This window comes from Paenibacillus sp. P4_E11, assembly GCF_056401635.1.
Genome location: NZ_JBFUIX010000232.1, coordinates 1 through 3984, shown reverse-complemented (window position 1 = coordinate 3984; position 3984 = coordinate 1). Strand labels below are relative to the sequence as shown.

The following is a 3984-nucleotide window of genomic DNA, read 5'->3' as shown; positions in this document are numbered from 1 at the left end:
AGTCAAGGTCGTTCATCTGCAGCATAACCTTGGAGCGGCTGCAGCAATGAACATCGCAGTTGGYGATGCGGATGGAAGCTGGATAGCCGTTCAGGATGCTGATGACTTGAGCCTGCCTGAACGATTGCAAGTACAAGTGGATTATATTAGAGAGAACCCTCATATCTCCGCCGTAAGTTCCTTGATTGAATGTATTTCAGGGGAAGCGTCTGTATCTACAGAACGATTGCGTCAAGAAGAAAGGTACAACAATCTGTACGTTACGGGCGAGCAGATCGAACAGTTCCGCTTCTTCGGCAATCCGATATGCCACGGATCGCTTTTATTCTCCAAGACGCTCTTCGACCAGATCGGCGGTTATGACCCTCAATACCGGATTGCTTATGATTATGATTTATGGATGAAATTGTTTCAAATCGCACCGATCGAGAAAATTAACATTCCTTTGTACCATTGGCGGGTGCACCCCGCTTCCCTTTGCCACTCCGACATGCTTATGACTTGCATAGAAGTGATGAAAGTGTCCTCCAAGATTGCCAGGAACTATTATTTCGCTCATCTTAGTCGCGCTCCGAGGGTGGCAGTGATCGGACCCAAACTGGGTTCCACATTGTTCTGGGATCAGATTGGCGCTCACAGCGGATTCCAAATCATCGGTTATCTGGACAGCGGGTTACAAGGTCAGGCGAACCTCGTAAGCTTGCTGTATGCAAACGAATGGATCGACGGAGTCATTGTGTTGGACCATCCAGAAGCAAACCAATTAGTGGATGAATTATCCGATCAAGGAATGTTTTTGAATCAAACAGTGTTTTGGCTATGGAACGAAGCGGGTTAGCATACGCCTCACCGATTCAAATAGCCCTTCCTTCTCTATGATGGAGAGGGAGGGCTTAGAAACGCYAGGGAGATTACAAAGTACTAAAAAAATGCGTCAAGATTTCACGTGTGAAATAGTAGCGGTCCGCCTGCATCAGCCTTATAAATTCGTCCGATTGCAGGATGAGAGAAACAACCGAGATTCTCGTATTGCCTCTTTCAAGAATCTGTACAAATTGTTCAAACCCCCACGATTCAGGGTAGCGGCCCAGTATTTCCACATACAAGTGGTGAATCAGATCTTCGTTTCCCAAAACAAACAATTGCTGCAGCTTATCCGCAATGGTCAGCTGCCTGGCACCCGTCCAGACGTAATGCCGGCTGTATATCTCCTGTGCTTCATGGCTGCATGAGATACCCACGATTAGACTGATTCGCGGAGTCCCGGAATGCAATAAATGGAGCAGGTCGACCACATCCTGATTATCCACTTCCCGGTTCAACAGTTGAAGAAACAGATCACGAATGAATTCTTCATCATTTTTCTGATAAGCCCGGTGGAGCAGTTGGCAAATTTTCATTACATCACCCCGCTAATTATTCGCTCTTCATTATATGTATGTTTCCAAGCATGGCATTGGATTGGACACTTGGATGGAATCCAGCACACAAATGATGATGGTGTCTATATCGCACAATGGTTGACGAGCATAACGTATTAGTAAAGGGAAGGAGGGTGGCCAATGCTCCATCAAATCTTGCATGAATCCCAATTGCTGGCGATCATTATTACGCATTCGTATTCCGAGCCTGGCGTCCATTTTATGACCCCCTACGAATTTTCACAGCAGCTTGCGTATATGAGGCACCCTGCAGGCCATTCGATCCGACCCCATATTCATAATCAGATCGAACGCGAGGTTCATTATACCCAAGAAGTATTGTTCATTAAGCGTGGGAAGCTGCGCGTAGACTTTTATGATGATGACCGAACGTATCTGGAAAGCTTCGTGCTGGAAGGAGGCGATACAATATTGCTGGCTTCCGGAGGGCACGGGTTCGAGGTGTTGGAAGAAGTGGATTTCATTGAAGTGAAGCAGGGACCGTATGCTGCGGAGCGGGATAAGACACGGTTTGAAGGTATTGATTCGGACCGGGTGGTCCTAAGGGAGCGGTTCTGATGAACGAATGGGTGCCGGTTAATGAGCCGTTGTTAGTTGGAAATGAGAAAGATTATGTCATGGAATGCTTGAATACCGGATGGATTTCTTCCGAGGGACCGTTCGTGCAACGATTCGAAGCGGAAATGGCGGCTGCGGTTGGACGTAAGTATGGAGTAGCCGTCTGCAACGGAACTGTTGCGTTGGAATTGGCTGTGGCAGCGCTCCATTTGGAACCGGGCAGCGAGGTGATTGTTCCGAGTTTTACGATTATTTCGTGTGTAGCCGCCATTGTGAGGAACCGATACGTGCCAGTTCTGGTCGATTGCGACCCTGTCACATGGAATATGGATTTGGAGCAAGTCGAGGACAAGATAACGTCCAACACAAGGGCTATCATGCCAGTGCACATATACGGGTTGCCTGTGGACATGGACCCACTCCTTGCAATCGCTAATAAGCATAATCTCATCCTCATCGAAGATGCCTCCGAGATGCTCGGTCAGACCTACAGAGGCAAGCCGTGCGGTGGGTTTGGTCAGATCAGCACATTTAGCTTCTATGCAAACAAGCATATTACGACTGGAGAGGGAGGGATGGTCCTCACGGATGATGACGAGTTGGCGCAAAGGTGCAGGACACTCCGTAATCTCGGGTTCCTCCCGGGAAGAAGATTCGTGCATCAAGACCTCGGTTACAATTTCAGGCTGACCAACTTGCAGGCCGCAATTGGGCTCGCGCAGTTGGAGCGCCTAGATGCCATGGTCGAACGGAAGAGGAGAATGGGACAGCACTACGACGTTCTGTTCGCAGACGCGGAGGGTATGCAGCTTCCGCTTCAAGGGACGGATTACGCGGAGAATATATATTGGGTGTACGGACTAGTACTGACGGAAGAGTCCGGTATGGATGCGACTGAGATGATTGATCGGCTTACCCGACTCCGGATTGGTACACGTCCGTTTTTTTGGCCGATGCATGAACAGCCTGTGTTTCGGAAAGCCGGTTACTTTATTGGAGAAACGTACCCGGTTGCTGAGCGAATCGCGAGACAAGGATTCTATCTTCCAAGCGGAGCGACGCTGACGGAGGAGCAGAGAGAGCGAGTAGCAGAGACAGTAAAATCAGTATTGACAAGGAGCGATGGGGGATGAGTGTATTCGGATCCTGGTATGCTCGTTATTACGATTTGATTTATCAAGACAAAGATTATGCAGGTGAATCGGATTATATCGATCGCATAATCGAAACGTACCGTCCGGGCACCGTAACCATGCTTGAACTGGGAAGCGGTACGGGTAGACATGCCGCTCTCTTTGCGGAAAAGGGGTATTCCATTCATGGAATTGAGCGAAGCGAGGATATGCTAGAGGTTGCCAGATCCAAGCCGCAGAACGGCAACCTGCGCTTTACTCAAGACGATATTCGGACGTTTCGGCTGGAGCGTACATTTGATACGGCGATCGCACTATTCCATGTGGTGAACTACATGAACAGCAATGAGGATTTGCTGGCTTTGTTCCGAAATGTTTCCCGGCATCTCCGGGAGGACGGCGTTTTTCTGTTCGACAGCTGGTACGGACCCGCCGTGCTGGCAGATCAACCATCGGTTCGTGTGAAGCGCTGGGAAGACGAGTTGTCAGAGGTAATCCGGATATCGGAACCGGTCCTTCACACGAACGCCGACATAGTGGACGTTAACTATCAGGTCATCGTGCATGATAAGCCGACCGGCCAAATGCGACAATGGAGAGAAACACATCCGATACGGTACTTGTTTACTCCGGAAACGGAACTGCTGCTGGCTCATGCGGGAATGAGGCTGGAACACTGCGAGGAATTTATGTCYGGGAACGAGCCTGGAGATCATACCTGGGGCGTTCTGTACGTAGGCCGAAAACGATGAAGCGTATCGGACTATTACTCAGCTGCGACCCCAACTTCGGAGGGACGTATCAATATTGCCTGAACTTGCTCGATGCGTTAGCCTCATTACCCCGCAAGG

At 49.4% G+C, this 3984-nt stretch carries 5 protein-coding genes; 4 read left to right on the top strand and 1 reads right to left on the bottom strand.

Annotated elements, in window-relative coordinates; all coding sequences use genetic code 11:
• On the top strand, positions 1-838 hold an 838-nt coding region (locus AC1DWB_RS31900), incomplete at its 5' end, for a glycosyltransferase (protein ID WP_477545123.1).
• Between the two features lie 73 nt (positions 839-911).
• Here the strand turns inward: AC1DWB_RS31900 and AC1DWB_RS31895 are convergent.
• Positions 912-1400, bottom strand: a complete 489-nt coding sequence (locus AC1DWB_RS31895) for a DUF4214 domain-containing protein (RefSeq protein ID WP_477545122.1) — start codon at positions 1398-1400, stop codon at positions 912-914.
• Positions 1401-1562: 162 nt separating this feature from the next.
• On the opposite strand from AC1DWB_RS31895, the gene AC1DWB_RS31890 reads away from it, so the two are divergent.
• From AC1DWB_RS31890 to AC1DWB_RS31880, 3 genes are read left to right on the top strand one after another with little or no spacing between them, the layout of a single operon-like run.
• Entirely contained in the window at positions 1563-2000 is a 438-nt protein-coding gene (locus tag AC1DWB_RS31890) for a cupin domain-containing protein (RefSeq protein ID WP_477545121.1), read from the top strand.
• Positions 2000-3133 (top strand): DegT/DnrJ/EryC1/StrS family aminotransferase, encoded by a 1134-nt coding sequence (locus AC1DWB_RS31885; protein ID WP_477545120.1) that lies wholly within the window; start codon positions 2000-2002, stop codon positions 3131-3133. The genes AC1DWB_RS31890 and AC1DWB_RS31885 overlap by 1 nt, the downstream gene beginning before the upstream one ends.
• Positions 3130-3885 carry a class I SAM-dependent DNA methyltransferase gene (locus AC1DWB_RS31880; RefSeq protein ID WP_477545119.1) on the top strand — a complete coding sequence of 252 codons (756 nt, stop codon included), beginning with the start codon at positions 3130-3132 and terminating at the stop codon, positions 3883-3885. The genes AC1DWB_RS31885 and AC1DWB_RS31880 overlap by 4 nt, the downstream gene beginning before the upstream one ends.
• Positions 3886-3984 lie beyond the last annotated feature (99 nt).